Source organism: Dietzia sp. DQ11-44 (assembly GCF_014145205.1).
Taxonomy (GTDB): Bacteria; Actinomycetota; Actinomycetes; order Mycobacteriales; family Mycobacteriaceae; genus Dietzia; species Dietzia natronolimnaea.
The window spans coordinates 1-1969 of the sequence record NZ_JAALEC010000617.1 but is presented as its reverse complement, the minus strand read 5'-3'; the positions used below and the strand labels follow the sequence as shown (position 1 = coordinate 1969).

At 69.4% G+C, this 1969-nt stretch carries 3 protein-coding genes; all 3 read left to right on the top strand.

Translation table 11 applies throughout. From position 1 onward, the window contains the following. Positions 1-690, top strand: a 690-nt coding sequence (locus tag G6018_RS14385; protein ID WP_182639985.1) for a hypothetical protein, incomplete at its 5' end; no start/stop codon positions are given. A 12-nt stretch (positions 691-702) separates the two neighbouring features. Then, positions 703-951, top strand: a complete 249-nt coding sequence (locus tag G6018_RS14380; RefSeq protein ID WP_182639984.1) for a hypothetical protein — start codon at positions 703-705, stop codon at positions 949-951. A 77-nt stretch (positions 952-1028) separates the two neighbouring features. Further along, a partial coding sequence (locus G6018_RS14375) for a DUF222 domain-containing protein (protein ID WP_182639983.1) occupies positions 1029-1969 on the top strand: 941 nt, incomplete at its 3' end.

Below are 1969 nucleotides of genomic sequence, written 5' to 3'. Positions count from 1 at the left end.
CGCGGCCTGGTCGTCCGCGATGATTCGCTCGCGCCCGCTGCCGGCCGCGACGACATCACCCAGGCCGAGGTCGACGAGTATGCCGGGGCAATCGAAGAGGCTCTGGACGTCGTGGCCTCACTCGACCAGCACTACGGACGCGTTCTCGACGAGATCGCCGCGCGCTTGCACGACGCGATCCCTCCGGAGCCCAACAGGGGCCCGGTCCCCGGCCCGGATGATCCTTGGCCCGGCGTCGCCGTCGACGCGCTCACCCGCGCCATGTCCGCGGGGCTCCCCAGGCGCGCCGACGAACTCGACCCCGTCACCCGCGGTCGGCATGTTCTCAACCCCGCCCCCGACGACTACGGCCGGCGGGCCAGCGCCGGACTTCGCTTCGTCGGGAAGGTCGCGGGCCCCCTGGGCACCGGGATGACGGTGTACGACGGCGTGAATCGGTTTGCCCGTGGCGAAGGAAGCGCCTTCGAGATCGCTACGGAGACCGGTGGCGCCTTGGGCGGCGGAATGGCGAGCGGGGCGCTGCTCGGAGCCAGTGGCGGCTCCTACGCCGGCCCCTACGGCGCACTCGTCGGGGCCGGCGCAGGGGCAGCGGCAGGCTCCCCCATGGGCAAGAAGTTCGGCGAACTGGCCTACAAATCGGTGACCGAACATCATGACCTGCTGCTCCGGCAGTACCACTACGCGATCTAGAAAGGACCCCGGATGGACCACACCGAGAACGAAAGAGAACCTGCAGACGTCGGCGAGGGGGCCGAGGCGGACACGGACATCGATCCTCAACTGCAGCGCTGGGAGGAATTGGACCGCCGGGTGGCCTATCGCAGAAAGCAGCTCAAGTCCGTGATCCAACCGTCCGACGTGGTGACCCTCATCGCCGCAGTCGTGATCTTCTACCTGGCGCTGGCCTGGTTGTTCATCTCGCCGATGATCAAGGCGTTCTGGCCCTGGTAACGGCCTCCGGATCGGTCGATACGCCGCGTGAACTGCGTCGACGGACAGTGTCGTACCCGGATGATCTAATCGAACACATGAGCGAGAACGGGAACGGCGACAGCGTGGGTGGAGAGTTGCGGGCGATCCTCGCCGCACTCGATCTGCACCTACAACGCGACTGGACCCACACCTCCTCGACCCAGCTGCACACCGAGCTCGTCGCGCTCGAACAGGCCCAACGCCGGATCCGCGCGACCCAGGCCCGGGTCATGGCCGCGGCCCGGGAATCGGGCACCGCCCGTCAGATGGGCTTCGTCAACGACCGCCAGATGCTCACCGGCGGCCTGGGTCTGGCGCCCGGGGAGGCCCGCGGACGCCTCGACGATGCCGGGATCGCCGACTCCGCTCGCATGCGCGCCAGCGGTGCCGGCACGGTCTCGGCCGGGCAGCTGAGGATCATCGGTAAGGCGCTGGCCGCGCTGTCGGATGAGTGTGACGACGAGGTGCGCGATCGCCTGGAACAGCAACTGCTCGAGGCTGCCGAGAAGTCCACCACCCGGCAATTGCAGGAGCACGCGCACCAGCTGCTCGACACCCTGGACCCGGGCCGCACCGAACGAGGTGCCGAAGAACGGGCCCGCCGCAGGTCGGTCTCATGCGGAGGCCAGGGACTGGACCTGATGGCCAGCGCCAGCATGACCATGGATCCGCAGCTGGCAGCCCTGATGCGCGAGGTGCACGCCCGTTGGGGCCAGCCCGGCCGATTGTGGCCTGACGCGGACGCGCCAGACACCCGGACCGACGGCCAGCGCATGCACGACGCGATGGTCCACGCCCTGCACCTGGCCCTGTCCGCCGACGCCCGCAAGACCGGAGCGCCGGCGGCGATCGTGGTGCGTGTCGACCTGGACCAACTCACCACCCTGGCCGGCTGCGGCCAGACCGACGGGGGTATCCGCGTTCCCGTGCCCCAGGCGCTGGCGATGGCGCGCGGCAACCACTGGTTCCTCGCGCTGTGCGACCAGGAGCTGGACCT

What these genes read in the sequence shown, in the direction of transcription:
- G6018_RS14380 (WP_182639984.1), top strand. Translation starts at nt 703, where the DNA reads ATGGACCACACCGAGAACGAAAGAGAACCTGCAGACGTCGGCGAGGGG.